This window comes from Mycobacterium sp. SMC-4 (assembly GCF_050205565.1).
Taxonomy (GTDB): Bacteria; Actinomycetota; Actinomycetes; order Mycobacteriales; family Mycobacteriaceae; genus Mycobacterium.
In genome coordinates this window covers 165,903-192,006 of the sequence record NZ_JBNMQU010000008.1, presented here as the reverse complement: position 1 = coordinate 192,006, position 26,104 = coordinate 165,903, and the positions used below count along the sequence as shown (strand labels likewise).

General features: G+C 65.9%; 31 protein-coding genes. 11 read left to right on the top strand and 20 right to left on the bottom strand.

What is annotated here, in order from left to right:
• Positions 1 to 40 precede the first annotated feature (40 nt).
• The 3 genes from ACQI46_RS15925 to putP form a co-directional block, all read right to left on the bottom strand.
• On the bottom strand, positions 41 to 850 hold the full coding sequence (locus ACQI46_RS15925; RefSeq protein WP_427094981.1) for an alpha/beta fold hydrolase: 810 nt from the start codon (positions 848 to 850) through the stop codon (positions 41 to 43).
• Between the two features lie 105 nt (positions 851 to 955).
• On the bottom strand, positions 956 to 1,315 hold the full coding sequence (locus ACQI46_RS15920; RefSeq protein ID WP_427094980.1) for a nuclear transport factor 2 family protein: 360 nt from the start codon (positions 1,313 to 1,315) through the stop codon (positions 956 to 958).
• A 64-nt stretch (positions 1,316 to 1,379) separates the two neighbouring features.
• The gene (putP, locus tag ACQI46_RS15915) at positions 1,380 to 2,909 is read right to left on the bottom strand and encodes a sodium/proline symporter PutP (RefSeq protein ID WP_427094979.1); all 1,530 of its coding nucleotides are present in this window, start codon (positions 2,907 to 2,909) and stop codon (positions 1,380 to 1,382) included.
• A 349-nt stretch (positions 2,910 to 3,258) separates the two neighbouring features.
• Here putP and ACQI46_RS15910 point away from each other — a divergent pair, with 349 nt between their 5' ends.
• A complete protein-coding gene (locus tag ACQI46_RS15910) occupies positions 3,259 to 3,873 on the top strand; it encodes a universal stress protein (RefSeq protein ID WP_427094978.1) in 615 nt (204 codons plus the stop codon).
• A gap of 38 nt (positions 3,874 to 3,911) precedes the next feature.
• Here ACQI46_RS15910 and ACQI46_RS15905 read toward each other — a convergent pair whose 3' ends face one another.
• From ACQI46_RS15905 to ACQI46_RS15880, 6 genes are all read right to left on the bottom strand, one after another.
• Positions 3,912 to 4,361, bottom strand: coding sequence for a hypothetical protein (locus tag ACQI46_RS15905; RefSeq protein ID WP_427094977.1), 450 nt, complete (start codon positions 4,359 to 4,361; stop codon positions 3,912 to 3,914).
• Between the two features lie 70 nt (positions 4,362 to 4,431).
• Positions 4,432 to 6,255, bottom strand: a complete 1,824-nt coding sequence (locus tag ACQI46_RS15900) for an alpha/beta hydrolase (RefSeq protein WP_427095080.1) — start codon at positions 6,253 to 6,255, stop codon at positions 4,432 to 4,434.
• Positions 6,256 to 6,324: 69 nt separating this feature from the next.
• Positions 6,325 to 7,143, bottom strand: coding sequence for a mycofactocin-coupled SDR family oxidoreductase (locus ACQI46_RS15895; protein ID WP_427094976.1), 819 nt, complete (start codon positions 7,141 to 7,143; stop codon positions 6,325 to 6,327).
• Positions 7,144 to 7,264: 121 nt separating this feature from the next.
• Positions 7,265 to 7,591, bottom strand: a complete 327-nt coding sequence (locus ACQI46_RS15890) for a contact-dependent growth inhibition system immunity protein (protein ID WP_427094975.1) — start codon at positions 7,589 to 7,591, stop codon at positions 7,265 to 7,267.
• Positions 7,592 to 7,610: 19 nt separating this feature from the next.
• Positions 7,611 to 8,030 carry a pyridoxamine 5'-phosphate oxidase family protein gene (locus ACQI46_RS15885; protein ID WP_427094974.1) on the bottom strand — a complete coding sequence of 140 codons (420 nt, stop codon included), beginning with the start codon at positions 8,028 to 8,030 and terminating at the stop codon, positions 7,611 to 7,613.
• On the bottom strand, positions 8,027 to 8,863 hold the full coding sequence (locus ACQI46_RS15880; protein ID WP_427094973.1) for an NAD(P)H-binding protein: 837 nt from the start codon (positions 8,861 to 8,863) through the stop codon (positions 8,027 to 8,029). Before ACQI46_RS15880 ends, ACQI46_RS15885 begins: the two co-directional genes overlap by 4 nt.
• A gap of 80 nt (positions 8,864 to 8,943) precedes the next feature.
• Here ACQI46_RS15880 and ACQI46_RS15875 point away from each other — a divergent pair, with 80 nt between their 5' ends.
• Positions 8,944 to 9,903 carry a cupin domain-containing protein gene (locus tag ACQI46_RS15875; RefSeq protein WP_427094972.1) on the top strand — a complete coding sequence of 320 codons (960 nt, stop codon included), beginning with the start codon at positions 8,944 to 8,946 and terminating at the stop codon, positions 9,901 to 9,903.
• Between the two features lie 92 nt (positions 9,904 to 9,995).
• Here the strand turns inward: ACQI46_RS15875 and ACQI46_RS15870 are convergent, their stop codons facing one another.
• The 8 genes from ACQI46_RS15870 to ACQI46_RS15835 form a co-directional block, all read right to left on the bottom strand.
• On the bottom strand, positions 9,996 to 10,196 hold the full coding sequence (locus tag ACQI46_RS15870; RefSeq protein WP_427094971.1) for a contact-dependent growth inhibition system immunity protein: 201 nt from the start codon (positions 10,194 to 10,196) through the stop codon (positions 9,996 to 9,998).
• A 160-nt stretch (positions 10,197 to 10,356) separates the two neighbouring features.
• The gene (locus ACQI46_RS15865; protein WP_427094970.1) at positions 10,357 to 10,683 is read right to left on the bottom strand and encodes a contact-dependent growth inhibition system immunity protein; all 327 of its coding nucleotides are present in this window, start codon (positions 10,681 to 10,683) and stop codon (positions 10,357 to 10,359) included.
• 130 nt (positions 10,684 to 10,813) lie between these two features.
• The gene (locus ACQI46_RS15860) at positions 10,814 to 11,146 is read right to left on the bottom strand and encodes a contact-dependent growth inhibition system immunity protein (protein ID WP_427094969.1); all 333 of its coding nucleotides are present in this window, start codon (positions 11,144 to 11,146) and stop codon (positions 10,814 to 10,816) included.
• A gap of 40 nt (positions 11,147 to 11,186) precedes the next feature.
• Positions 11,187 to 11,525 carry a contact-dependent growth inhibition system immunity protein gene (locus ACQI46_RS15855; RefSeq protein ID WP_427094968.1) on the bottom strand — a complete coding sequence of 113 codons (339 nt, stop codon included), beginning with the start codon at positions 11,523 to 11,525 and terminating at the stop codon, positions 11,187 to 11,189.
• A 120-nt stretch (positions 11,526 to 11,645) separates the two neighbouring features.
• Positions 11,646 to 11,981, bottom strand: a complete 336-nt coding sequence (locus ACQI46_RS15850; protein ID WP_427094967.1) for a contact-dependent growth inhibition system immunity protein — start codon at positions 11,979 to 11,981, stop codon at positions 11,646 to 11,648.
• A gap of 120 nt (positions 11,982 to 12,101) precedes the next feature.
• Entirely contained in the window at positions 12,102 to 12,434 is a 333-nt protein-coding gene (locus ACQI46_RS15845) for a contact-dependent growth inhibition system immunity protein (protein ID WP_427094966.1), read from the bottom strand.
• Positions 12,431 to 14,272 carry an RNase A-like domain-containing protein gene (locus ACQI46_RS15840; RefSeq protein ID WP_427094965.1) on the bottom strand — a complete coding sequence of 614 codons (1,842 nt, stop codon included), beginning with the start codon at positions 14,270 to 14,272 and terminating at the stop codon, positions 12,431 to 12,433. Before ACQI46_RS15840 ends, ACQI46_RS15845 begins: the two co-directional genes overlap by 4 nt.
• Positions 14,269 to 14,547, bottom strand: coding sequence for a hypothetical protein (locus ACQI46_RS15835; protein ID WP_427094964.1), 279 nt, complete (start codon positions 14,545 to 14,547; stop codon positions 14,269 to 14,271). The genes ACQI46_RS15840 and ACQI46_RS15835 overlap by 4 nt, the downstream gene beginning before the upstream one ends.
• A gap of 197 nt (positions 14,548 to 14,744) precedes the next feature.
• Between ACQI46_RS15835 and ACQI46_RS15830 the strand changes: the two genes are divergently transcribed.
• The gene (locus ACQI46_RS15830) at positions 14,745 to 16,349 is read left to right on the top strand and encodes an SLC13 family permease (protein WP_427094963.1); all 1,605 of its coding nucleotides are present in this window, start codon (positions 14,745 to 14,747) and stop codon (positions 16,347 to 16,349) included.
• Positions 16,346 to 17,410, top strand: coding sequence for a tartrate dehydrogenase (locus tag ACQI46_RS15825; protein WP_427094962.1), 1,065 nt, complete (start codon positions 16,346 to 16,348; stop codon positions 17,408 to 17,410). Before ACQI46_RS15830 ends, ACQI46_RS15825 begins: the two co-directional genes overlap by 4 nt.
• A gap of 22 nt (positions 17,411 to 17,432) precedes the next feature.
• Here the strand turns inward: ACQI46_RS15825 and ACQI46_RS15820 are convergent, their stop codons facing one another.
• Positions 17,433 to 18,053 carry a TetR/AcrR family transcriptional regulator gene (locus tag ACQI46_RS15820; protein WP_427095079.1) on the bottom strand — a complete coding sequence of 207 codons (621 nt, stop codon included), beginning with the start codon at positions 18,051 to 18,053 and terminating at the stop codon, positions 17,433 to 17,435.
• Positions 18,054 to 18,202: 149 nt separating this feature from the next.
• Between ACQI46_RS15820 and ACQI46_RS15815 the strand changes: the two genes are divergently transcribed.
• Genes ACQI46_RS15815 through ACQI46_RS15800 form a run of 4 tightly spaced genes read left to right on the top strand, consistent with a single transcriptional unit; the run spans position 18,203 to position 20,559 of the window.
• Entirely contained in the window at positions 18,203 to 18,925 is a 723-nt protein-coding gene (locus tag ACQI46_RS15815; RefSeq protein ID WP_427094961.1) for a hypothetical protein, read from the top strand.
• On the top strand, positions 18,922 to 19,695 hold the full coding sequence (locus tag ACQI46_RS15810) for a hypothetical protein (RefSeq protein ID WP_427094960.1): 774 nt from the start codon (positions 18,922 to 18,924) through the stop codon (positions 19,693 to 19,695). Before ACQI46_RS15815 ends, ACQI46_RS15810 begins: the two co-directional genes overlap by 4 nt.
• Positions 19,692 to 20,282 carry a cytochrome c oxidase subunit 3 gene (locus ACQI46_RS15805; RefSeq protein WP_427094959.1) on the top strand — a complete coding sequence of 197 codons (591 nt, stop codon included), beginning with the start codon at positions 19,692 to 19,694 and terminating at the stop codon, positions 20,280 to 20,282. Before ACQI46_RS15810 ends, ACQI46_RS15805 begins: the two co-directional genes overlap by 4 nt.
• A 4-nt stretch (positions 20,283 to 20,286) precedes the next feature.
• Positions 20,287 to 20,559, top strand: a complete 273-nt coding sequence (locus ACQI46_RS15800) for a cytochrome C oxidase subunit IV family protein (RefSeq protein ID WP_427094958.1) — start codon at positions 20,287 to 20,289, stop codon at positions 20,557 to 20,559.
• Here the strand turns inward: ACQI46_RS15800 and ACQI46_RS15795 are convergent.
• Positions 20,544 to 21,230: a phosphonatase-like hydrolase gene (locus ACQI46_RS15795; protein ID WP_427094957.1), complete on the bottom strand. Its 687-nt coding sequence runs from the start codon at positions 21,228 to 21,230 to the stop codon at positions 20,544 to 20,546. The two genes, ACQI46_RS15800 and ACQI46_RS15795, sit on opposite strands and share 16 nt — an antisense overlap.
• Positions 21,231 to 21,238: 8 nt before the next feature.
• The gene (locus tag ACQI46_RS15790; RefSeq protein WP_427094956.1) at positions 21,239 to 22,354 is read right to left on the bottom strand and encodes a TIGR03364 family FAD-dependent oxidoreductase; all 1,116 of its coding nucleotides are present in this window, start codon (positions 22,352 to 22,354) and stop codon (positions 21,239 to 21,241) included.
• 109 nt (positions 22,355 to 22,463) lie between these two features.
• On the opposite strand from ACQI46_RS15790, the gene ACQI46_RS15785 reads away from it, so the two are divergent.
• The 3 genes from ACQI46_RS15785 (at position 22,464) to ACQI46_RS15775 (ending at position 26,078) form a co-directional block, all read left to right on the top strand.
• On the top strand, positions 22,464 to 22,979 hold the full coding sequence (locus tag ACQI46_RS15785) for an HD family phosphohydrolase (RefSeq protein ID WP_427094955.1): 516 nt from the start codon (positions 22,464 to 22,466) through the stop codon (positions 22,977 to 22,979).
• On the top strand, positions 22,976 to 23,671 hold the full coding sequence (locus tag ACQI46_RS15780; RefSeq protein ID WP_427094954.1) for a GntR family transcriptional regulator: 696 nt from the start codon (positions 22,976 to 22,978) through the stop codon (positions 23,669 to 23,671). Before ACQI46_RS15785 ends, ACQI46_RS15780 begins: the two co-directional genes overlap by 4 nt.
• A gap of 271 nt (positions 23,672 to 23,942) precedes the next feature.
• Complete coding sequence (locus ACQI46_RS15775) at positions 23,943 to 26,078, top strand: MMPL family transporter (protein WP_427095078.1); 2,136 nt, start codon at positions 23,943 to 23,945, stop codon at positions 26,076 to 26,078.
• The last annotated feature ends 26 nt before the right edge of the window (positions 26,079 to 26,104 follow it).

The window sequence follows — 26,104 nt, the reverse complement described above, 5'->3', positions numbered from 1 at the left end:
TGACCTCGGCGTCCGGGTACAGATGAGCGCGGTGGTCACCTCAGGCGGTGACCGCGTCGGCGGCCTGGGTGATCAGGTCCGCCACGGCTTCGGGCTTGGATACGGTGACGGCGTGCGAGGCGTCGATCTCGACGTTGTGTGACTGCGCCCGCTCGCCCATGAACCGCATCGACTGCGCGGGGATGGCGAGGTCCTGCGTGGTCACCAGGTTCCACGACGGGATGGTCTTCCAGGCCGTCTTCGTCGCGGGAGCCGCGAGCGCTTCCGCGGCGATGGGACGCTGAGTGGCGGCCATCAGTTGGGCCGTTTCTGCGTCGACATCGGCCGCAAAGACCCTCTGGAACTGATCCCGCTTGATGTAGAGGTCATCGGCCAACGTGCCGTCGGGCAACGGGAATTTGACGGTCTGGAGGGCGGGCCCGAGTTCGGCGCCGGGAAACTTGGCGGCCAGTTCTCCGGTGCTCTCCCCGCGTTCCAGGATGAAGCTGGCGATGTACACCAGGGCCTTGACGTTCGGGTGCCCGTCGGCGGCCAGACTCATTACCGACCCGCCGTATGAGTGCCCGGCCAGGATCACCGGACCGGAGACACTGTCTAGGACGCTGCGCACGTAGGCCGCGTCAGAGTCCAAGTCCCGCAACGGGTTCGCCGCGGCGATCACGGGATAACCGTCCTGTTCGAGGACTCGGATCACGCCGGTCCAGCTGGAGGAGTCGGCGAACGCCCCGTGGACCAATACCACGGTGGGCTTGTCTCCGCTGGCAGGGGGCTCTGCCGCCGCCCCTGTGCAACCTGCGGTCATGGCCGTCGCCGTCAGCAGACCCAGCGCGGTGAGTAGCGATCTGTTCATGTGCGTCCTTAAGGGGTTGATGACGAATCGGCACGCCGGTATGCAATATATTACATACCGGCGGCCGCTGGTCAATTGTCAAAAGGCGCGGTCAGCGCGCGTGTATCAGGGCTCGATCACCAGACGCCGGACCCGACCCCCGTCGAGAGTGAACCGGAAATGCAGGTCGGCAACCCCGCCGGGAAAATCGCCCTCCAGATGCTGCACCACATCGACCTGGTCCGCACCGGCCATGGTGGCGTGGGTGAACTCGGTGGTGTAGGTGTACTCACGTCCGGCCCGTCTCAGCCAAGCCTTGATCTCCGGCCGTCCACGGTGGGTGTGACCCTCATCGGTCACTTCCGCATCGGCGGCGAAGGCGGCAGTCGCGGCGCCGACATCCGAATTCGATTGGGCGACTAAGAAAGTCCGCACGACCTCGGGAAGCTCATCCCAAGAGGTGCCGGTGAATTCGTTGATGGTCATGGTCTCAGCGTGGAGTCTCCCCCAAGGGGAGAGTCAAGCTGAGCATCCCGCTGTCCTGCATTCCCTAGGCAGACCCTGCACCCGCGGGGGAGCTCGCCTTCTCGGCCATCTCGGTGAACTCGCGCTGGATCTCGTCATCTTCGCGGGCGGTCATGAGCGATACGGCGACGGCGACGACCAGGCATGCGATGAAGCCCGGAACGATCTCGTACATCGCGCTCGACAGCACCTCTGTCTGGCCCCAGATGCCGACGACCGCGGCGCCGGCGATCATGCCCGCGATCGCACCGGCGGAGGTGAATTTGCGCCAGAACAGCGAAAGGAGGATCAGTGGTCCGAACGCGGCGCCGAAGCCGGCCCAGGCGAATCCGACGAGGCCGAGGATCGTCCCATCCGGGTTGAGCGCCAACAGGATCGCCACCACCGCGACCGTCAGCACCCCAAGGCGGCCGTAGGTGACCAGCCGCGCGGGGCTGGCCTCCTTGCCGAACGCGCGGTAGATGTCCTCGACCAGAGCCGACGAACACACCATGAGTTGCGACGAGATCGTCGACATGATCGCCGCCAGCACCGCGGCGAGCACGACCCCGGCGATGAACGGATGGAACAGGACCTGCGCCAGGCGCAGGAACACGGTCTCCGGATTGTCGAGCGTGACACCCTCTCGGAAGAAGTACGCCAGGCCCGCGAACCCCGTGGTGATCGCGCCGATCGCGGTGAGCACCATCCAGCTGATGCCGATGCGGCGACCGGCCCTGGCGTCCGCCGCGGAGCGCATCGCCATGAACCGGACGATGATGTGTGGCTGACCGAAGTACCCGAGTCCCCAGGCGGCCGCGGACATGATGGCGAGAAAGCCACTACCGAAGAAGAGCGATGTGCGGTGCAGTTCGTCACCGGCCGCGCCGGCGGCGTTGTGGGCGGCGTCGGCCGTCCGGACCAGATCGATCACCTCGCCCGGGCCGCCGGTGACGACGATCGTGACGACCGGGATGGTGACGAGCGCGGCGAACATCAGCAGCGCCTGCGCGACGTCGGTGAGCGACGCGCCGAGGAAACCACCGAACAGCGTGTAACACAACGTGACTCCGGCGACCAGCAGCATGCCCACGAGGTACGTCGAGCCGAATGACGTTTCGAAGAACACGCCACCGGCGACCATCCCGGACGACACGTAGAACGTGAAGAAGACCAGGATGATCGCGCCCGCCGCGATCCGCAGGACATGCGAATGGTCACGCAGCCTGTTCTCGAAGAAGCTCGGCACGGTGATCGAGTTGTTGGCGATCTCGGTATAGGCCCTCAGCCGCGGTGCGACGAACTTCCAGTTCAGCCACGCGCCGATCACCAGACCGATCACGATCCATGATTCGACCAGGCCGGAGGCGTAGATGGCCCCGGGGACACCGAGGAGAAGCCAACCCGACATGTCCGACGCGCCAGCCGACAAGGCCGCAACGCTCGGCACCAGCTTGCGCCCGCCGAGCATGTAGTCGTCGAGGTCGCTGGTGCGGCGGAAGGCGTAATAGCCGATCGCCAGCATCATGGCGAAGTACAGGCCGATCGCCACCATCTGATATGTCAGGTCGGTCATCTGAGTGGCTCGTTCCGTCGAGGGGACTGAGACGGGATCGTCCCGTGAAACCCACCTCGTCGTTTGAACCTACTTCCATAACCGCACGAGATGTCGAACTTGGGGGTAGTCGGCATCGACCGGTCCACGTTCGAGGCGGTCCTCAACGGCGGCGTGGTCCGATGGCCTGGCGACCGAGCAGAACGGTCCGGTTTCGGACTTGGATGAGCAGAGCCGACACGCTTGAACCCGGTAGGCTCTTGTTCGGGCGCGCCGGGAAGTCTGGTCGGCATCAGCAGCGTCATGACTCGGTCACGGCGTTGCAGGGAATCTGTTTCGACCGGAAAGGCTGCGCTGAAGCGCAATTGACATGGACACTTCCAGTCTGGCAATAGCATTTGTTGCGGTTTGGCTCATCACTGGTGCAGTCACGGGACTGTGGCTCGTTAGGCGTGGCCATGATGTTCGGTGGATCCCAATCTCTTTGATGCTGGGCCCCATTTTCGTGCCGATCGCGTTGGAACGCGTGGATCGCGGTGGGCCGCGCCCGGCAACGACTGGTGACCGCGGTGACTCGACGCCGCCATCCGGGGCGCCACGGATCCTTGTGGGTTTAGACGGATCAGCTCAATCGTCGGCGGCATTTGATGCCGCGAAGCGTTTGTTCGGTGCGACGGGCCAATTCGTCGTTACTGAGGTTGTCGCGTACGAAGCCGCGGAGGATCCTGACCAAGTGGCAGTCACGACCGCCAGGGAGAGGTTGACCGCCGCCACGGCCGACGGAGCCGCGGTGCGACGAGAAGTTCTTGTCGGTGCTCCGGCGGAGGCGCTGTCCCACTTCGCCGAGCAGATCGACGCAGACGTCATCGTGGTTGGCCGTCGTGGCCGCGGATTGACCCGCCGGCTCCTCGGCAGCGTCTCCTCTTCACTTCTCGAACAGGCGGAGGTCCCCGTCCTCGTCGTCGACGCCGCCGTTCGTGCTTAGCGGTTCACGAACAACCTTGTGTCTCAGCCAATTACATCTCAGCCCGTGAGTTCGTCGCGGATGTCCTCTTCGGCGGCGCTGTGGTCGCCGGCGTTGCGGCACTCGCCGTAGATCTCGATGTAGCCGCGGTCGGGATGATCGGGGTTGGCCGTGACGATGGCCATCACCTCACCCAGACTCATGGCGCGCCCGTGCGGGTTCTTCCCGGGCGGCGCTCCCTCGCTCCAACCGTCGGCGACCATGGCGGAGGTGATCTCGTCCAGATAGGCGTTCTTGTCGGCACCGGCGGGGAACGTGAATCCCATCGTGACCTGCCCCCGGAACGGAGCGACCTCCTGATCGGTACACGAGTCGAACTCGAAGGTCGCACCGCGCAACTGCAGACCGACCGACTGGACCAGCCGCTTGGCCGGATCGACCACCTGCGCGCGGGTCTGCTCGTCGCTCATCTCCGGCCCGTCCAGGTCGGGCGACCCCTCGGCTCCCATCGCGCATCCTCCTAGCAGTAGTACGGCGGCCACCACGGCCGTGCTCAGCGCGACCCAACGGCGCGGGCGGTCAATACTGGTGATCGTTGGTGACGGTGCCACGGTCGCCTTCCGGGTCGTTGAGGTCGGGAGTGCCCGGTATGGGAGTGTCCCAGTCCGGCAGGTCGACCGGTGGGAGTCCCGGGAGATCGAGTTCGTCGGGTAGCCCGACGCGTGGCTGCGTGCGTGCGTCGGCGGTGTACCCGTGGTCGGACAGCGTCGATTCGTTGCCGTTGGCGATATCGGTCATCGCCCGCAGCGACTCACTGCCGACGTCGTAGTACCGCGAGTGGTCGGCGAAGTCGGGCAGGCCGCTGCGCCCGGGCACCTCGGCGTCGAAACGCACACTGCCGAACCCATCCCCGGCCGGATCGAGGCCGAGCCCAGCCTCGGCTCCCAGCGGATAACCCAGTTCCCGGTTGATGATGTCAGGAATCGGACCGGCCTGCCCCAACCAGGACACCGGATCACTGGATGCGGCGCCGACATACACCTGGCCCCCCTCGGGGAGGTTGAAATCCGCTGCGTTCTCGGCCAAATCGGTGCCGGGGCTGCCGATCAGCACGGCGTTGTCTGCGCGCATCCCGCTGCTGGCGAAGGCGTCGGCCACCGTGGTGGAACCGTACGAGTGCCCGATGACGGTGACGTTGGAGGGCCCACCGGCATGCGTGACACCCAACCCGTTGACGTCGGCGGCCAGCAGGTCACCGCCCGCGCGGGCCAAACCGGGGGTGGCGATCCGCGGATCGGTGGGGCTGTCGGGAGCGTCGTAACCCATCCACGCGATCACCGACGCCGGCTCCTCGGGGTCACCGAGGCGCATCTGGTCATACAGGTTGGTGGCGTTGTCGCCTTCCAGCCAACCGTCTGTGACGCTGCTGCCGGTACCGGGGACCACGACCGCGGTGTTCCTGGCCTTGTCTGGATTGCCGATCGCCACCGCGGCCTTGCCCTGACCGTTGAACGCCAGCGGATCGTAGGCCCACAGCATCACCGGTCGGTCCTGCTTACCTTCGGCGGTCATCTTGTCCAGACCCTTCTGCGTCTGCACGGCGTTGGTGTAGCGGACGGCATCCGCCGCGCTCATCCCGTAGGCGTTCGGGTTGGCCAGCACCTCCTCGGTGGAGACCCCGTGCTGCGCAGCCGAATCCGTCACGCGGGCAATGTCATCCCGCAGCACAGCCTGGTTCACCTGATCGCGTACCTCGGACGGAATCCCGTTCAGGTTGCCCAGCTCGGGTGGATGCTCGGCGATCAACTGGGTCTTCTCGGCCTGACTGAGCGAGTCCCACCACTTCTTGACGTCCTCGGGGGTGGTCCCGGGCAACGGAAGCTGGCGCGGGTCACCGAGGGTCCCGGGCGGTGTCTCGGGTACCGGCCCCGTGACCGCGGCGTGGATGGCTGCCGCAGTCTGCGCGTCGATCTGGTCGAAGAGCGCCAACAGCCTCTGGAGGATGGCCGTCCACGCCGGGGCCATCAACCGCAGAAGGGGCGGCAGCGGGGGAGGTGTGGCGGTGCCGTCGTCGGCGACGTGCCAGCCTGTGGCGCGCAGCATCGAGACGACGGTGAGCAGCCCACTGCGCGCGAACGACAGCTGAGTGCCGGCAGCGTCCAAGGCCTGCCGCAGCGCGGAAAGCCGAGCACGCAGTTCTTCCTGCCGGTTGAGGTCCTGCTCAGCTGTGACGATCGCCGCCGCGGCGGCCCGGCCCTCCCAGGATTCCCGCAGGCGGGTCAGAGCTTGACGTTGCCCGTCCATGGTCACGTCGAGGGCGGCGATCTGGGTACCGAGCTCAGCCGCCGAAGCGAGTAGTTGCTCAGGCCGCGACGCCAGGACCGTCGACACCGTCACCGACAACACCGACCCCCTCGCGTCCGCGTTTCATCGTCGCACGGTCGGACACACCGCCGGAGCGCTACCGGCGGGCTAATCCATGCCGTTGGCCAGGGTCAGGGACTCTCCGGACTTGCATCGTCCCTCGTCGGAAACGAGATACAGCACGGCATTGGCGACGTCCTCGGGCTCCAACAATCCCGGACGGGGACGGCCCTGGGCGAAGACTTCTTCGACGTCGTCGCGGGTCGGGTCTTCGAGATCGGGTCGGATGACACGGTACGTCGCAGGGTTGTGGATCATCTCGGTGTTGACGCCGGCCGGTAGGACGGCGTTGACCGTCATGCCGTACTCGGCGATCTCGTGTGCCAACGACTTCACCAGCGCGACCACCCCGGCTTTGGCGGCCGCGTAATGCGCGGCGGTGGCAGCTCCGCTCTGGGCCACTATCGAGGAGATCGCGACGAGGCGGCCTTGCCGGCGCTCGATCATGTGCGGCAGCGCAGCGTGGAACGTGTTGAACACACCGGTGAGGTTGACGTCGATCATGGTGCGCCAGCACTGTTCGGACATCTCTGCGACGGAACCGCCAGTGGCGATGCCGGCGTTGGCGACCACGATGTCGAGCCCGCCGTACTCGGCGACCGCCGCATCCACCACGGCGCGCATTGCCGCCAGATCCCGAACGTCGGCCGTCAACGCGAGACAACGCCGGCCGATCGCCTCCACTGCGGCAACGGTCTGGTCCAGATCTTCGGTGGTGGCCGGTCGGTAGTCGACGGTCTCGACGGGTCCGGCCACATCGCAGACGACGATGTCGGCGCCTGCGCGGGCCAGTGTCGTCGCGTGGGCGCGGCCCTGCCCGCGAGCCCCGCCGGTGATCAGCGCCGTCCTGCCGTGGAGATCTGCCATGGGTGTCCTTTCGTACGTTGACCGACGGTAGATAGACCCGCGTACGCGACCAGATTCATCACGCAGCCTTGGTCACCAGTCGGCGACGGCGAAGTGTGGCGCCCGAGCGTTGGTCCTCGAACTATCTTGCGCGGCTCTTTTCGATGCCGTCAGCGTGCAGGCGCAGTCGGCGGGCGATTTGACCGAGCCATTCCTTGTACGTCAATGGTTCGGGACCGTAGGCGACGCCGACAGTGCGCACGAGGAACTCCTCCAGATCGGGTTCCGTACGCGCCTCACGCACGTCGTCGATCTCGTCGGCCAGTCCACGTAGGGACTCGACGACCGGAAAATCATCGACGTACCCATCCACCAAGCCGGCCCAATCGGCGGCCTCGATATCCCAGTCTTCATGGAAGTATGCGGCAAGAAACTGGTACAGATCCTCAGAAATCGAACCGTCATTCATGGCGGTATCGAGTCTAGGGCTACATCGCGTAGCGGCTGACCTTCTCCGGGTGGATCACAATGCGCAACCATGCTTGCTCCAGCATGGCTTCGAGTTCTTGAGCACGTACCGGATCGTCGGTATCCCAATAGCGAGCCGCCAACCGCTTCAACAAGTCTCGGCCTCCGTCTGGTTCCAATGTGGTGGGTCCGGCGACCGATATCCACCGCTCCCGCTCGCCCACGGGAGCGGTGACGACGAGCGACGCACGGGGGTCTCGGCGCAGACGCTTGACCTTCGCAGCGTCTGGCTCGGTGAACAACTGAAGCGTGCCCTCGCTGGTGGTCTCGAACCACACCGGCCGCGGCTGCGGCGGCGTCGGACCTGAGGCCACGGTGAAGAATCCGTAGAGGGGACGTGCGAGGAACTCCAGATCTTCGACGGTCAGCACGGCGCTCATCGCGACCACGCTCCGGTCGCCGCGGTCCGCAGCACGTAGTCCTCGAATGTGCGTGCGGGGCGTCCGAGCACTCGGGCGACATCGTTCGTCGTCTCGGACAGCTGCGCACGTCCCATCAGGACGAACATCTCCGCGATGTGGTGCGCATCGTCGGGACTCAGGCCTTGTTGTTCCAGCAGCGCCTCGTATTCGGCGGGGGAGATCTGCTCGTAGGCGACGGGTCGTCCTGCCGCGCGACCGATCAGTTCAGCCGCCTCGGCGAACGTGACGGCGCGCGGTCCACTGAGCTCATAGATTCGCCCGCGGTGCCGCCCGGGTTCGGTGAGGACGGCAGCGGCGACGTCAGCGACGTCTTCGAGGTCGATGAACGGCTCGGGCACATCGCCGGCCGGTAGCGCCAGTTTCCCGGCCTGGACCGGCGCATGCCAGAGCTCTTCGTCGAAGTTCTGAGCGAAGTTGTTGGCACGCAACACCGTCCACTCCAGCGCTGATCCCCGGACGGCGTCCTCGGCGTCACGCATGTCGCGCCCAAAATCGGAGTCGCCCCAATCGTCGGCGCCGCGTCCGGACAGCAGCACCAGCCGTTGGACTCCGGCGTCCTGCGCTCGGGCGACGAACTTGTGTACCGGACCCGGGATAGAAGGCGGTACGACGTAGACGGCGGAAACACCGGCGAGGGCCGCGTCCCAGCCGGCCGGCTCGGACCAGTCGAACGGCGTGTCGCTGGACCGGGACGCCGACCGCACCGGGAGGCCGCGCAGCCGCAGTCGCGCGGCGACGCGACGGCCGCTCTTTCCGCTGGCGCCCAGGACTAGGAAAGTTTCAGTAGCCATAACTTGATCGAACACCGCGGGTATGGACGAATCCATTGGCCAGAGGCCGCTATGCCTGTGAATTCGTCTAGCTTGGTGAGATGGACGTGTTCGGCGACCTCTTCCGCGGCGTACGCGCGCACGGCGCGCTGTTCGGCAGCACATCGTTGACCCCGCCGTGGGCGTTGCACTTCGTCGACGGCGCACCGTTGACCTTGTGCACGGTGCTCGGCGGCTCAGGGTGGATCGTGCCGGAACACGGCCCGCCGGTGGAACTGCGCGACAGCGACACGGTGGTGGTGCGCGGGCCGGAGACGTTCACCTTCGTCGATACTGTCGGGACGCAAGCGGATCCTGTTGCGTGCGGCGAGTTCTGCGCCACGCCCGATCAGGGTGGCACGCGTCATCGTCTCGGCTGGAATGACTCCGCTGACAAGGCGGCGGGCACCGCGACGCTGATCGTTGGTGCCTATCCGGTACACGGCGAAATCGGCCGGCGCTTACTGGACGCGCTGCCTCCAGTGTTGAGGGTCGAGGGTGGAGGCGCCGGGGACACTGTTCTCGAGCTCGTCGCCGCCGAAGTCGCCCGCGATATCCCCGGCCAGCAGGTGGTACTCGATCGACTGCTGGATTGGCTACTGGTGTGCACGTTGCGCGAATGGTTCGACCGGCCCAACGGCGAGCCACCCGCCTGGTGGACCGCTCAGCGGGATCCCGTGGTGGGTGAGGCGCTTCGCGTGCTGCACGCCGAGCCCGCGGCGTCCTGGACGGTGTCCGCCCTCGCCGCTCGGGTGGGGGTGTCTCGCTCGACGTTGGCCAAGCGGTTCACCGACCTGGTTGGCGAGCCCCCGCTGACGTACCTCACCGGCTGGCGGATGACGCTCGCCATGGATCTTCTCGTCGAGAAGGAGACGGCGACGGTGGCCGAAGTCGCGCGCGCGGTGGGCTACCACGATCCGTTCACCTTCAGCGCGGCGTTCAAGAGGGTGCGCGGGGTCAATCCGAGTGAGTTCCGCCGACACGCGTTGCGGTGTCTCGAGACGGCGGCGGTCGCGGAGTAGTTCTGCTGCAAGGCAATTGGATGTGACGGGGCGGTCGACGCGAACTCCTGCACCGGGGACTGCCGCCCGAATCAACCCGTACCCAACACGTCTCATGGACCACTTACGGAGGCGCGCAGGCGCATCCGTTCGGCGATGCGGCCTAGCCACTCGGTATACGTCATTTCCGGTCGTGGATCGTAGAAGGCGCCAATTCTCAACAGCAGTGCGTGAAGCTCGACATCCGTTCTGCTATTGCGAAGCTCGTCGATCTCACGGGCCAAGGAGCGCAACCGGTCGGGTTTCTCGCCCACCGCGAAATCGTCGACTATGTCAGGCCAATCCGCAGCTTCAAGATCCCAGTCGGGATGGAATTGCCACCGAGAAACTGTTCCAGTGCGGACGACACCGAACCGTTCACGGCAGATCACCCCCGGTCGCGATACTCCCATAGCCCATGCCGTCATCCGCCGACTACGGTGTGTAACCGTTGCCGAGGCGCGAAGCGTGTTCGCGCAGACGGTCCGCGACCTGTCCGAGCCATTCCTTGTAGGTCAGCGGTTCGGGCCCATAGGCAACGGCGACAGCTCGCACCAAGAACCGTTCCAGATCGGGCTCCGGGCGGGAATCCCGCATCTCGTCTAATTCGTGGGCCAGGGTCCGTAGGCGCCCAGGAACAGGCCAATCCTTGGCGTAATTGTCGACGATGCCTTGCCAATTGGCGGCTTCCAGATCGCAATCCTGGTGGAAGTAGCCGGCCAAGAATTCATATAAATCCTCAGAGATCGAGCCGTCGTTCATGACGTGACGAATCCTGTTAACACGTACCACCCACCAGTTCCGACGCGTATGTCGGCGACCCCATCCGCGCTCCCACTTCTGTCGCGTCGCAACGCATCACCATCCCTACATTCGCTAGCGGTGGATGACATCAACCAGAGGATGAGCTGCCGTTGCCGATTACCACTGCGCGCTCGCGAAGCCTTTCGGCGACGTGCCGCATCCATTCGGCGTATGTCATTTCGGGCTCGGGGTGGTCGAAGCCGCCCATCTCCATCATTGCGGTCGCGAGTTCGGAATCTGGCCGGCTGACCCGTAGCTCGTCGGTATGCCTCGCGAGTGTGTGAATTTGCTCTGGCGTACGTGTCGTCGACGACGAATACGGGTCGACAATTCCGCGCCAGTCTTCAGCCTCAAGCGTCCAATCTTGGTGGAGATAGGCACCAAAGAAATGTTCCAGTGCGGACGACACCGATCCGTTCACGACAGGCCTCCCCCGGGTCGGAATATCCCACTAGTCTCCGTCAGTCGCAGATTACGGTGTTGGGACCCCTGCCGAGGCGCGAAGCGTGTTCGCGCAGTCGGCCGGCGACCTGTCCGAGCCATTCCTTGTAGGTCAGTGGGTGAGGACGGTAATCGACACCGAGGTTGCGCACCAGGAATTGTTTCAGGTCCGGTTCCGGGCGGGATTTCCGCATGTGATCGATTTCGAGGGCTAGCGCCCGTAGGCGCTCGGGTAGGGGCCACATCTTGGCGTAGTTGTCGACGATGCCTTCCCAGTCGTCGGCTTCCAAATCCCAGTCCTGGTGGAAATTCGTCCCCAGAAACTGGTCCAGTACCTCAGAGATCGAACCGTCATTCATGGCATCGGGAATTCCGTCAACACGTACCACCCGCAGTTTCCGTCACTTCGGCCGAATCTTCATCCAGCTATGTCGCCTACGTCGCGCTGTTATGCAGAGCACCCGCTACGCGGTGTGTAATCAACTCTGGGATGCATCGCTGTTGTCGATACCCGCCGCGCACTGGCGCAGCCGCTCGGCAACCTGTCCGAGCCACTCCTTGTAGGTCGGCGAACTGATGCCGTAGACGACGCCGACCGTATGAACAAGAAACTCTTTCAGGTCCTGTTCCGGGCGAGCCTCCCGCAGGTCGTCGATCTCACGCGCCAGTGTTCGTAGGGGCTCAGCAGCGACGGGATGTTCATTGGCATGATTGTCGACGATGCCCTGCCAGTCATCAGCCTCTAGATCCCAGTCTTCGTGGAAGTTCGTCGCGAAAAATTGGTACAAACCCTCAGAGATCGAGCCGTCATTCATGGCATCGGGACTTCCGTCAGCACGTACCACCCGCCGTTTCCGTCACTTCGGCCGAATCTTCATCCAGCTATGTCGCCTACGTCGCGCTGTTATGCAGAGCACCCGCTACGCGGTGTGTAATCAACTCTGGGATGCATCGCTGTTGTCGATACCCGCAGCGCACTGGCGCAGCCGCTCGGCGACCTGTCCTAGCCACTGGTTGTAGGTCAGTGGCTTGGGCCAGTAATACATGCCCACGGTGTACACGAGGAAATGTTCCAGTTCTGATTCGGGGCGGGCTTGGCGCAAGTTGTCGAGCTCCCGTGCCAACAGGCGAAGGTGCTCGGCAGCAGGATGATCCGCGGCGTAGCCGTCGACTATCCCGTCCCAGTCGTCAGCTTCCAGGTCCCAATCTTCGTGAAAATATGCGGCGAAGAATCGGTGTAGCTCTGCTGAGATGGAACCGTCGGTCATGGCGTGACGAATCCTGTCAGCACGTACCACCCACCAGTTCCGTCGCCTTCAAGCACCACCCGGACCCCGCTTCCCTCTACCGCTTCCGTAGCACCACGATGCAATACCTGGCCGCCTCTGAACGGTGCTACAAGTTCGATCTTTCCTTGAGCACCATCTGATAGCCAATTGTCGATCACCTGGTGATTCTGTTGCAGCGCGCTAGCCGTGGCTGAGGCCGCCTCGTCTGCGTTGTAGAAGGACGAGACGACTGGCAAGCGCGTTGACTCCAAGCGCGCTGCGAGCTCATCGAAGGACTTACCGACATGACGCTCGAGGAGGTGTCCGCCCGCGGCTTCGCTGGCTGACAGCAGGGCCGAGGCATCTTCGACCCCCAGCGGTATGGCAACGCCGCCGTCCGGAACATCGACATGGGGCGTGGGGACGTCATCGAGATGGCGGGTTGCGCCGAGCGCGTCTAAAGCGTGTTCGATTCCTTCACCGAGGGGCTTGCCGAAGGGGACCGGGGCCATTCCGGCGACGTCGAGGACGGCTTGCAGTCGGTCGGCGGAGGAACGCTGGTCCCAGTTGGTGAATGTGTCAATGTCTTTGGCGAAGTCCGGAATCAGGCCGAAGCTGTCCTCATTGAGCGCGCGGCTGCTTTCGGCGAATGCCGACGGTTCCGGTGGGAACGCTTGCACTTCGGTGTTGGGAGGAAGCGGCGTGACCGGAGCGGTCGGGCCACCGGATGCCGCCGAGGCGTAGTTGAGCTCATTGAGGATTCGGGTCTGCTCGGTCAGCTCAGCGCGGGCGTCGAACACCGCTTGGCTCAATGGGTCGGTGACATCGCGGCCCGGCGCGGCCCCCGCACCTTCGGTGTAGGCCTGAGCGGCCGCGGTGTCCAGGTCGGCCTGCGCGGCGGCGAGGTTCTGGCGAGCCGCCTCTACTTTCGCGGCTTGTCGGTCGATGGCCGCCCGTTCGGGTGGCGGAGGAATCTGGCTGAGTGCCGGCGGCAACCCGCCAGGCTTCGCGTCCTCGGGAGCTGTCGGCTCACCGTCCTCCGGGGTGCCCGACGGAGTGTCGCCGACGCCGAGCAGGTCGCCGAGATCACCGCCGACATCGCTCTTCTTGGAGGGCTCGCCGACGCGTTCGACTTCGCCGTCCTTGGCGGCGTCTTCGACGGATTTTGGCACCGGGAACGGACCGATTTGGCCCGGCGCCTGCTCCGCGGGTCCCTCTTGTTTGTCTTGAAGCTCGCCCTCGCCCTTGTTGTCGACGAGCCGAATTGTGCCCTCGTCGGAACGCTGGTCGCCCTCGCCCTCGAAGCGAATCCCTGTCAGCTCCCCAGCCTTGGCCTGGAGCCGCTTGCCGACGAGAGCGTCGGCAGCCACGAGTCGCTCGGCGTTCCAGCGGATGTCCTCGGCGTGCTCGACCGCTGCCAACTGGCGTGCGGCCATGGTCGCGGGGTCAGGTGTGCGGGTGTCGGTGACCGACAAGTCCTCGCCGACCCGGAAACCGTCGGCTTCGGTTTCGGTGATGGCGTTCAGTGCGTCGCGTTTGGCCGCGTTGATGTCGGTGACGCCGTTCTCGGCGATGGTCGCCGCTTCGCGTAGGACGGCGCAGTGCCTGCCGACGACGGCGACGTCGGCGGTCACCCGGTTGAGTGCGGCGTCTTTCGCGTCGCCCTCCCACGTGGCGCCGCCCGGCGACGCAATGTTCTGCCGGTGCCGATCAAAAGCGTCCTCGGACGTCGTTGCCGCGGTCCGCCAACCGGACGCGGCGTCAGCCAGATGCGAGGTGCTCCAGCCGGCGATCTCAGAGCGGGTTGGCAGAGATGCGGGCGAAGCCGCAGGACTCACACCGACACCGACGTGATTGCCACCGCTCCCTCGGTGTCGGTGGTGTCATAGCGGGCACTACTGACGGTCAGGTCGTCGGCCTGGCCGCCGATCCGGCTCGACTGACGCTGCCTGATCGCCGACAGGGCGGCGTTGACCGCTGCCACACCGGCGCCACTGGGCTGCAGCGGGATTGGACCGCTGGAGCCGATGCCGGTCAGGGTCGTCGCTGTGCTCTGACTGTCGGCGGCTGCGGCGCGCAGGCCGCCGGTATCGACGCGAAGTTCGTTTGCCATGTCATCCCCCGTGTCGGCGAACACTCAGGTCGTAAGCCTAAGGCCAGATCAGCACCCGCCCGGGCGCCAATTTTCTCGGCCGCGTCCGCTGCCAACAGTGATTAGTTCTCAGGCGCACTGGGCACTCACTCCGCGCGCGCCATGTGAGGCATGCCACACCTGGCTGTCGCCGAACGACTCACGGCAGGGAGGCCACCGTGACTGCGGAGAATCCGGTGAAGAAGACCGACGTCGACCAGGCGCTACTCGGCGGCGCGACCTACCGCAGCCTCGGAGAGCAGCGACTGAGCCCCCGCGAGGAGCGTTTCGAGAAGGGCCGCCGCACCGTCGGGCTGTTTCTCGCGCCGGCGGTGGCGATCGCATTCCTGCTACTGCCGATGAACATTCCGGCTCAGCAGCAGACGCTGGCCGCGGTGCTGCTCGGCGTCATCGTGCTGTGGGTCACCGAGGCGGTTCCGATCCCGATCGGAGGCCTGCTCGGTGTCGCGATCGTGGTGTTCTCCGGGGTCGCGCCCGTCGACGAGGTTCTGGCCCCGTTCGGCTCCTCGACGGTCTTCACCTTCATCGGGGCATTCATCCTGGCCCAGGCGATGCTCAAACACGGGCTGGCGCGACGCTTCGCCTTCCGGATCCTGGCGCTACCCCGGGTCGGTCAGTCGACGACCGGCGTCATCGTCGCGTTCGGGGGCATCACCGCGCTGCTGTCGGCGTTCGTCTCGAACACCGCCACCGTCGCCATGTTGCTGCCCACGGCCATCGGCATCCTGGGCGTGATCGCGAAACTGCTTCAGGCCCAAGGCAAGGTGGCCGACGACTTCGACCCGCAGCGCCTGAATGTGGGTGCCGCGATCATGTTGATGCTGGCCTACGCGGCCAGTGTCGGTGGCCTGCTCACCCCGGTGGGCAGCCCGCCCAACCTGATCGGGCGTGGCCTGATCGAAGAGGCCACCGGGGAACGCATCAGCTTCGGCCAGTGGATGGTGCTCGCCGCACCGATCTGCCTGCTGATGTTCATCGTGCTCGCGTTTGTGCTGATCAAGCTCAACAAGCCGGAGATCAAACGCATCGACGGCGTGACCGAGTACGTCGAACAGCAACGCGCCGAGATGGGCGCACTGTCCCGCGCCGAGAAGAACACGCTGATCGCCTTCGGGGTGACGGTGACTTTGTGGGTCCTGCCCGGCGTGGTCGCGCTGATCTTCGGCAACGAGTCCGACATCTACGCCACGGTCAGCGACCGACTCGACGAGGGCGCCGTCGCCGTGTTCGGTGCGGCATTGCTATTCCTTCTGCCGACCGACTGGGGCAGCAGGGAATTCACGTTGCGCTGGAAGGACGCCGCGGCCATCGACTGGGGCACCATCGTGTTGTTCGGCACCGGCATCATCTTCGGCTCGATGCTCGCCGACACCGGCCTGGCCGAGACCATCGGCACATCCGTCGCCGACGCTCTCGGCTTGGGCAGCGTCGTGGCCATCACGGTCTTCGCGGTGCTGCTGGCGATCGTGGTGTCCGAGACGACGAGCAACACCGCCTCGGCAGCCGTCGTCGTCCCGATCATCATCCCGGTGGCGATGGCGGCGGGCGTCAACCCGTTCGTTCCCGCACTCGCCGCGACGTTCGCCGCGTCGTTCGGATTCATGCTTCCGGTGTCGACGCCGCAGAACGCCATCGTGTACGGCTCCGGTGCCGTGCCGATCACGACGATGATCAAGTCCGGCATCACGTTCGACATCGCCGGAGCAGCATTGATCGTCGTCTTCCTGCCCCTGATGATCGCGGTCCTGGGGCTGGGCGCATGAGCGGGCACCGCATCGCCGTCATCCCGGGCGATGGGATCGGGGTCGACGTCATCGAGTCGGCGCGCGTGGTGCTCGACGCTGTCGCCGCACAGCATGACTTCACCTTGGAGTACACCGATTTCGACTGGTCGTGTCAGCGCTACGAACGCGACGGCACCATGATGCCGACAGACGGCATCGACACCCTGAGCGGGTTCGACGCCATCTTCCTAGGCGCCGTCGGCTGGCCCGGGGTGCCCGACCACGTCTCGCTGTGGGGCCTGCTCATCCCCATCCGGCGTGCGTTCCGCCAGTACGTCAACATGCGACCGATCCGTGTCTTCGACGGCGTACGCAGCCCACTCCAGAACGCTCATGGCGTCGACTTCGTGGTGGTGCGGGAGAATGTCGAAGGCGAATACAGCGAGATCGGCGGACGTATGAACCGCGGCTTCCCCGACGAGATGGCCGTGCAGGAGTCGGTGTTCACCCGCGTCGGCGTCAGTCGCATCGCGGACTTCGCGTTCGACCTGGCCCGAACCCGCCGCGGCTATGTCACCTCGGCGACCAAGTCCAACGGCATCGTGCACACGCTGCCGTTCTGGGACGAGGTCGTCGCCGAACGCGCCGCGCACTACCCCGACGTCCGCGTCGACAGCGAGCACATCGATGCACTGGCAGCCAAGTTCGTCCTGCAGCCCGACCGATTCGACGTCGTGGTGGCGTCAAACTTGTTCGGGGACATCCTCTCCGACCTGGCCGCTGCCGTTGCCGGTTCGATCGGGATCGCGCCTTCGGCGAACCTGGACCCCACCAAGCAGTACCCGTCGATGTTCGAGCCCGTGCACGGCTCGGCCCCTGATATCGCCGGGCAGGGAATCGCGAACCCGGCCGGAGCCATCTGGTCGGCGGCGATGATGCTCGAGCATCTAGGACATCCCGACGCGGCCGCCGATATCCTCGACGCGATGGCGCAGACGCTGGCGAATCCGGACACGCGCACCGGTGACCTCGGCGGCACTGCCACCACCGCGGTGGTCACCGAGGCGATGGTCGACGCGCTGCGCAACAGAACCGGGTGATGCAGGAGGTCACGGTCGCTGACTACGTCGTCGGCTGCAGGCTGCGCAGGGTGCTCGTGACGAATTTCTTCAGCGCCACGTCGCGCTCGGTCCGCGATTCCCCGACGGTGGTCAGCAGGGCGTAGACGCCGAGAAGGAAGAACGCCGCGCTGTGGTAGGCGTCGACGTCGTCGTAGAGCTCGCCGCGGATGCGGGCGCGCTCTATCTCGGCTGCGAGCAGCACGAAGAGCGGGTGGTTGGCCCACTGTTCTCGCTCCGGCCGGGTCGGCGAGAAATAGAGGCTGATCACGTCGTGGAACAGCGCTGAGCCCCAGCGGCTTTCCAGGTCGAGAACGAGAGCGACGATCGTCGTCAACACCGACGGTAGGTCGTGGCGGGTGTCGAGGAATCGGCCGAGCTCGTTGGCGAGCTGCACTTCGTCTCGTCGGATCAGCTCCAGCAGGACATGTTCTTTGGTGGGGAAGTGGAAGTAGAAGGTGCTGCGCGCGACGCCGGCGGCTTTGACGATCGAGTTGATGTCGGCTGCGTGCGTACCGGACCGCCGGAACTCCGCGATGGCGGCGTCGAGTAGCCGCGCACGGGTCAGTTGGCGTTGGGCATCCCGCCGGGTCGCACTCTCGGGCACGCGCCCATTGTGCAGCATCTGGTCCATTCGCTGACGTATGTCGTCCAAAAACGTCGACAATGCACCGTATTGAGCCGGGACCGGCACAATTTCGTTGTCATCCGTCAGCGAGCGTGCTAGACCTATGCAGGACTCGACCGCCGGAAGGCAGACAGGCAGAACATGCGATGACGACGACAACGCCGATGAACACCAGGGGCCAGCGCATCCTGCTGTGGACGGTCCCACCGGCGGCCGGTCTGTTCCTGCTGGCTTACTTCCTGTTTCCGGTGTTCTCGCCACCGCTGTCCCCGACGATGACGCCCGAAGAAGTCGCGGCGTTCTTCGGCAACAACGTCACCGGGATCATCGGTGTGGCAATTCTGTGCAACCTGATCGCCTGCTCGCTGGTGCCACTCTTCGCGGTGACCGCCGTGCAGATCTCGCGGATCGGCACATCGAGCAACGTCTTCACCTACGCCTACATGCTCTGCGTCGGCGTCGGTCTGACGTCGTTCATCCTCGCCGACTACTGCTGGGGGATGGCCGCTTTCCGGCCTGAGCGCGATCCGCAACTGATCAGCCTGCTCAACGACATGGCGTGGTTCTTCTTCATCGCGCCGGTCGGCACCATCGTGGTGGGTAACCTCTGCCTGGCGATCAGCATCTACCTCGATGCCCGACCCGATCCGATCTTTCCCCGCTGGGTCGCCCACTTCAACATCGCCACGGCCGCCCTGCTGATTCCGAGCGCGTTCTCGCTGCTGCACAAAACCGGGCCCCTGGCGTGGGACGGCGCGCTGTCGTTCACGCTGCGCCTGGCCGTGTTCGCGGCGTACATCGTGGTGATGTTCGTCGTGCTGGTGGGTGTGGTGAACCGTCAGGGCCGAGAGCAGGAGGCCCTGATATGACGCAGAGCGTCGCGTCCCCTGCCGCCCCGGCACCGAAAAGGCGCTGGCGCGACTCCAAGAAAGTCGACCAGTGGATCGCGTTCTGGATCGTCCCGGTCTTCTTCAGCCTGTTCGGACTGGTGTTCATCCCATTGAGCTGGATGATGCCGCCCCGCTCGCCGAGCAGTTCGCAGGACGAGATCGTGGAGTTCATGCAGTCGCCCAACCTGCTGATCGCCTGCCTGATCCTGACGCTGGCATTCGGCATGGCGCCGGTGTCGAATGCGTGCTATCTCAACCAGATCCGGCGGATGTCGGTCAGTCCCGTGCTGCGGTACTGCCTCATTGCCGGTGCGACGACGGGCACGATCGTCGGGATGCTCTTCCCGATGTTCTGCTTCGGGCTGGGCGCATTCCGGCCAGGCTACGACCCCGCGATCCTGGCCATGCTGTACGACTTCGGCTATCTCGCGTTCATCGGCTCGCTGGGCTGCTTCTGCATCATGTGGATGGCGTTCGGGTTGGCGATCATCCTCGACCAGAACAACATTCTGCCGAAATGGCTTGGCTACTACACGGTCTGGCAGTACGTGACCGAGCTGATGGCAGCGCCGGTGTGGATCGCCAAGTCCGGTCCGTTCGCCTGGAACGGGCTCATGACGTTCTGGTTCGCGATGGCGCTGTACGTCCCGTGGCAGATCATCGTGTACCTGTGCATCTACCGCGCCATCAAGAACCAGCCTGAAGAAGAGCTCGACAATGTCGACCTGAACACCAGGGTGGTCGCGTGACCACCGCCCCGGTCACCAGCGCGCCGGCAGCCCGGAAATCACCCGGGCACCTGCCCGGCGAATCGAGCATGTGGTTCTTCGTCATCGGCGACCTGCTCATCTTCGCTTTCTACTTCGTGGTGTACGTGTACTACCGCGGGCAGAACCAGGAGCTGTTCCTGGACAGCCAGGCCAAGCTCAACACCGACATCGGCGCGGTCAACACCGTTGTGCTGCTGACCAGTTCGTTGTTCGTCGCACTGGGGACGTCGGCTGCGCGGTCCGGCAAGACGGCCGACGCCTACCGGCTGCTGTGGCTGGCGCTGCTGTGCGGAGCGGCATTCCCGGTGCTCAAAGCCTTTGAGTACATCCCGGAAGTCCTGACAGGCCTGACCCCGGGAACGAACTTGTTCTTCATGTTCTATTTCGTGATGACCGGGATGCACCTGTGCCATGTGTTCCTCGGCCTGGCGATCCTGTACTTCGTGGTCCGCAACGTGCGCAACGGCCAACCGCGCATGTCCCTGGTCGAGACCGGCGCCACCTACTGGCACATGGTCGACCTGCTGTGGATCGTCCTGTTCGCGCTGCTCTACCTGATGAGGTGACCCTGTGACCACCTATGTCCGGCACCCACTGACGATCGTGTGGGCGGTGCTCACCGTGGTGACGCTCGCGTCGTGGCTGACCGCGCGAGACAGCGGCGTGCACCACGTCGACGCCACCGTCACCGCCGTCGTCCTGCTGATCGCCGCGGTCAAAACCCAGCTGGTGATCTGGCACTTCATGGAAGTCCGGCACGCACCCGGCTGGCTGAAGATCGTGACGAACGGGTGGCTGGTCGTGCTCTTCGGACTGTTGTTGGGGTTCTACTTCGCGGCCTGAACCAACTCCACGAACTCGGTCACTGAAGCGACGACGTGCGTCGCGCCGGCCAACCGCAGCTGCTGCTCGTTGTGAGCGCCGGTGAGGGTTCCGGCGACGATGGCCGCACCGGCGCGCACGCCGGACTCGATGTCGCTGGTGGTGTCGCCGAGCACCGCCAGGTTTCCGACGCCGTCCCCGCCCAGCCGCATCAGCGCGGTCAGATTCAGATCTGGATACGGTCGCCCCCGGACCCCTTCCCCGGCGGCCAGCGCCATGTCGGCCACTGACTGCCATCCGAGCGCGGCCAGCAACTTGTCCTGCGTGGGGGAGCTGAACCCCGTGGTCAGGGCCACCCGTGTCCCGGCAGCCCGGAGCTGCGAGATGGCCTCAGCAGCACCGGTGATCGGCGTCGCCGCACCTGAGTCGAGCAACTCGGCATACGCATCCTCGAACGCCACATTGGCCTGCTGGGCCCGACCCTCGTCGCCGAACAACGCGCGGAAGACCGAGATTTTCGACTGTCCCATCGTGTCCATCACGTACTGCCGTGCGTGGTCGCGGTCGGGCCCCGACGACGGCACCCCGACCGCGGTGGCCGCCGCGTCGAACGCGGCAATCACCAGCCCGTCGTCGGCGACCGTCGTGCCCGCCATGTCGAGCACGACAACCTGAATCGAGTTGAGTGTCAAGGAAACTCCTAGAGTCCGGCGAGGTCAGCGGTCTGCTCGGCCAGCGCCGGCCCCAGGGTCATTCCGCGTCCGCCGGGCCCGGTGATCACCCAGACCCCGTCGGCGGGGGAGGTGCGGCACACCAGCTGCTGCGGATCCACACACTGGCTGTACACCCCGGCCCAGCGGCGCTGGATCGGTGGCAACGCGCGGCCGAGGAACCCCTCGACGACGTCGACCAGGTGGCGATACGGGTCCTCGTCGACGTCGAACGCGAACGGTTCGTCGTACTCGTGAGTGTCGCCGATGGTCAGACCGCCGTGCAGACGCTGCACACACAGCAGCTGCATGTGGTGGTCGGCTGCGACGGGCTGTTGAGGTTCGGTGCGCCGCAGGGCATCCAGCGTCGGTCCGGCGAAGCCGGGGTAGTAGCGGAAGCTGTCGCCGTCGGCGATCGCGGTGGTGAGGGTCTCACCCAGTGGCGCCGTCTGCATCATTTGGAGGCGAACCCGGCGCACAGGGAGTTCTCCGGCGAGCTCCCGGACCAGACCGCCGTGGGCTGCGCCGGTGCACACCAGCACCATGTCGCCGTGGTGTTGCGCATCGCGGTCGTCCCGCACGACCGTGCCGTCGACGCTGCGCGCCTCGGTGCCGGGCAGGAAGGTGTAGCGGCCCCCGGCTGCCAGGTAGGAGCGGATGGCCGGTAGCGCCTGCCGGGATTCGACCGCGGCATCAGTCGAGCAGTGCAGGCCGGCCAGGTACTTGCCCTGCAGGGCCGGATTCAGCGCTCGCACCCGATCCGGGTCGAGCAGGGTGAAGCCCCGAGCTTCGGCACCGGGGCGCGCGGCCGCCTCCTCTGCGACGGCAACTTCCGCGGGAGTGCGCAGCAGTGTGATGGAACCCGTTGCGCGGAAACCGATGTCAGGAACCCGTAGCGACAGGTCCTCCCACAGCTCGCGCGAGCGCAGCGTGATGTGCAGTTCGTGCTGCGAGCGTCCCGATACCCACACCAGACCGAAGTTGCGGACCGTCGCCCCGCGGGCTTCGGTCTCGCGCTCCAGATGGACCACCTCGTGGCCACGGCGGATGGCCTCCACGGCATGGGCCGTGCCGAGAATCCCGCCGCCAATGATGATGACCCGCATGTGGTTTGACGCTCCCGCTCGTTGCTGACCGGCGTCCGTCCAGGATGTGAGGCAGCGCCGAACACTAGGTTAATGATTGGTATAGACCAATTGGCGCTACACTGCACGCGTGGATCCCCTCACCGAGGTCGCCGCACTGCTGCGTTCCCTGCGCGGAACCTGGGACGAGGAGGCGGTCGACGAACTCGACCACGCCCTGCAGGCGGCCGCCCGGGCCGAGGACGACGGCGCCGACGACGAACTCCTGCTGGCCGCCGCTCTGCACGACCTGGCCCACAGCCCGCTGCTCGGATCGGTGCCCGACGACAACCACGACCGCGTCGCCCAGCAGTGGCTCACACCACGGTTCGGTGCGCGGGTCGGTTGGCTGGCCGGCGCGCACGTCGCCGCCAAGCGTTACCTCGTCGCCACTGACCCGCACTACGCGGCAACACTTTCCGCGACCTCCGTCCTGTCGCTGAGCCACCAGGGTGGCGCCGGTGTCGACCCGGCGTTCGCGATCCACCCGTGGCGCGACGACGCGCTCCGGCTGCGTCGGTACGACGACGCCGCGAAGGACCCGGACGGCACCGGGATGACGATCGAGGCGGTACTCGCCGTCGCGGCGCGGGTCGCGCGGGCATGAACCGGCTTCCCAAGGCACGTGCCGTACGGGTCGGCGTCGACAAGATCCTGGCCGGACTCGACGAGGGCGACCCGGTTCCCGCGGAACGCGAGCTGGCGGCCCGCTTCGGGGTGGCGCGCGAAACGGTCCGGCAGGCACTGCACGAGCTGCTCGTCGAGGGACGCATCGCGCGGCAGGGCCGGGGTACCGTGGTCGCCAAACCCAAGATGGTGCAACGGCTTTCGTTGGGGTCGTACACCGAAGGTGCCGCCGAACACGGGCGGACCCCCGGCCGGCTGCTGGTCAGCTGGGACACCGTACCCGCCACCGCGGATCTGGCTGCGGCGCTGGACATCCGGGTCGGCGACGATGTCATGCAGCTCGAGCGCGTCCTGCTCGCCGACGACCAACGCATCGGGTTGGAAAGCACGTATCTGGACAAGGCACGGTTCGCCTACCTGCTCGACACCTTCGACCCCACCACGTCTCTCTACGCGGCCCTCCGTGCCGGGGGCATCGAATTCGGTGAAGCCGTGGAACGGATCGAGACCGCCTTGGCGTCGCCGCGGGAGGCCCTGCTGCTGCAGACGAGTACGGCGATGCCGATGCTGCTCCTCAACCGCCGATCGGTGGATACCGGTGGGCGCCCGATCGAAGTGGTTCGCGCGCTCTACCGCGGTGACCGCATCTCATTCGAGACCGTGTTGACCTAAGCCGGCCAACACCAGGTCCGCGAAATCGGCCGCGCGCGGCCGGCGATACCGCCACGATTCGGCAATGCGGCGCACCAGGGGTACGGCGCCGCGGAGACGATCCGTACGCCGGGCTCGGCGCACCACGACTGCTCGACGCCGGAAACGTCGGCCAGCCAACGGGCCCTGAGAACAAACGGTGAAGAACTGGTATAGACCAATCGGGGGCCAACCGGACCGTGGCCTGTTCCGAATACGTGGGTAAACAGCGCTACGACGAAGGGGAGTCGTCCTGCTGCAGCGAGCCACCGTGTGGGCCACCGCCGCCCCGCGCCGCATCGCGGCGATCGCCGTCCTGGTGATGATCGCCGCCGCGGCCTTCGGCGTGCCTGCTGCGGGCAGCCTTTCGGCGGGCGGGTTCCAGGACCCGAACGCGGAGTCGATGTCGGCGGGCCGCACTCTTGCCGAGGCCCTCGGCCGCAGCGACGTCCCGCTGATCCTCACCGTCACCCACCCCGACGGCGCCGAGAGCGCGCGTGCCGCCGGCGTCGCGCTCGTGACCCGCGCCGAGCAGGACCCGAACGTCGCCGACGTGCAGTCGGCGTGGACGTCGCCGGCCGGGCCGCCGTTGGTCTCCGCGGACGGCCGCACCGGACTGGTCGTCGTCTCGTTCACCGGAACCGAGGACGACGCCTCCGGCTACGCCCAACGCCTCGTCGACGACGTCGAAGACAGCGTGCTGCCGAACTACGACGACGTGGAGGTGCTTGCCGGCGGCTCGGCGATGGTGTTCTCCCAGATCACCGCCCAGACCCTGCGCGACGTGCTGATCATGGAAGCCATCGCGGTTCCGCTGAGTTTCCTGGTTCTGGTCTGGGTGTTCAAGGGGCTGTTGGTGGCAGCCGTACCGATCGCAGTGGCGGGCTTGACGATTGCCGCGTCGATGGCGGTGTTGCGGCTGATCTCGCTCGGGACCGACGTGTCGATCTTCGCTCTGAACCTGACCACCGCCCTGGGCCTGGCCCTGGCCATCGACTACACGCTGCTGATCATCAGTCGCTTCCGCGACGAGATCGCCGCAGGCGCGGCACGCGACGATGCCCTGCGCACCACCATGCGCACAGCCGGTCGGACCGTGGTGTTCTCCGCGCTGACGGTCGCGCTGTCGATGGCGACGATGGTCCTGTTCCCGATGTACTTCCTGAAGTCCTTCGCGTACGCCGGTGTGGCCACCGTCGTGTTGTGCGCGTTGGCGGCGATCATCCTGACCCCGGTCGCGATCGTGTTGCTCGGCCCGCGCATCGATGCCCGTGCGCGGCACTGGGCGGACGAACCCGTCGAGCGCAGGTTCTGGTACCGCTGGACCAAGGCCGTGACGCGGCGGGCGCTGCCGATCGGTCTCGCCACGACGCTGCTGCTGGTCGGGGTAGGGCTGCCGTTCGCGGGCGTGACGTGGGGCCTACCGGATGACCGCGTCCTGCCGAGATCCGCGTCGGCCCATCAGGTCGGCGACATCCTGCGGGAGCAGTTCCCGGCCATGGAGTCCACCGTGACGGTCGTGGTGCCCGACGCGGCCGGCGTGCCCCCCGCAGAAGTGCAGCGATACGCAGCTGACCTCGGGCAACTGGCCGGCGTCTCGACCGTCACCCCCGCGGTCCTTCCCGACGCGGGGGTCGCCGTCTTCACCATCGGCAGCACCGCCGAGGTCTTGTCGCCGGCCTCCGATCGGCAACTCGACGACGTCCGAAGCGTCGCCCCTCCGGGCGGCCGCGACATCCTGATCACCGGCAGTACCCAGGTCAACCGCGACACCGTCGATTCCGTCACCGAACGCCTGCCCACGGTCCTGATCGCGATCGCGGTGGTGACGTTCGTGCTGCTGTTCTTGCTGACCGGCAGTGTGGTGGTGCCGCTGAAGGCTTTGCTGCTGAACATCCTATCGCTGACGGCCACGTTCGGCGCGCTGGTGTGGATCTTCCAGGACGGGCATCTGGGCGCGCTCGGCACCACCCCGACCGGCACGCTGGTGGTGAACATGCCGGTGCTGCTGTTCTGCATCGCGTTCGGCCTATCGATGGACTACGAGGTCTTCCTCATCTCCCGGATCCGCGAATACTGGCTGACCAGCGGACGAACCCGGGCGGACAGCGACGAGAGCGTCGCTCTGGGTGTGGCGCACACCGGCCGCGTCGTCACTGCCGCGGCGCTGATCATGTCGATCTCGTTCAGCGCCCTGATCGCCGCCCAGGTGTCCTTCATGCGGATGTTCGGTCTGGGTTTGACCTTGGCCGTTCTGGTCGATGCCACCCTTGTGCGGATGGTTTTGCTGCCGGTGCTCATGCAGCTGATGGGGAAGTGGAACTGGTGGGCGCCGGCCCCGCTGGCCCGTCTGCATCAGCGCATCGAACACCGCGTGGCGCACGTCTGACGTCGCAAGCATTGCGCCCATCCGAT